The sequence below is a fragment of the Falsihalocynthiibacter sp. BN13B15 genome (assembly GCF_041205415.1).
GTDB lineage: Bacteria > Pseudomonadota > Alphaproteobacteria > Rhodobacterales > Rhodobacteraceae > Falsihalocynthiibacter > Falsihalocynthiibacter arcticus.
In genome coordinates, this window is record NZ_JBGFCE010000099.1 from 1 (window position 1) to 375 (window position 375).

Sequence of the window (375 nt, forward strand, 5' to 3'; positions counted from 1 at the left end):
ATGAGGTTTTTGTGAAGATAAACGGCGAACTGCACTATCTATGGCGCGCCGTGGATCACGAGGGCGAAGTGTTGGAATCCTACGTTACGAAACGTCGGGATCGCAAGACCGCATTGAAATTACTCAGGAAAACCATGAACCGTCATGGCAAAGCCGAGATGCTAGTTACCGATAAACTGCGTTCCTACGGCGCGGCGATGAAGATCATTGGCAATGCGGGCAAACAGGAAACGGGTCGCTGGAAAAACAATCGTGCTGAGAATTCACACTTGCCGTTCCGACGACGAGAACGTGCCATGCAGCGCTTCCGCCGAATGCGAAGTTTGCAGAAATTTGTTTCCGTTCATGCATCCGTTTTCAACCACTTCAATCAGG

The 375-nt window shown here is 50.4% G+C and carries 1 protein-coding gene; it reads left to right on the top strand.

Annotated elements, in window-relative coordinates; translation table 11 throughout:
• A partial coding sequence (locus AB9F26_RS22355) for a transposase (protein ID WP_369769138.1) occupies nt 1-375 on the top strand: 375 nt, incomplete at both ends.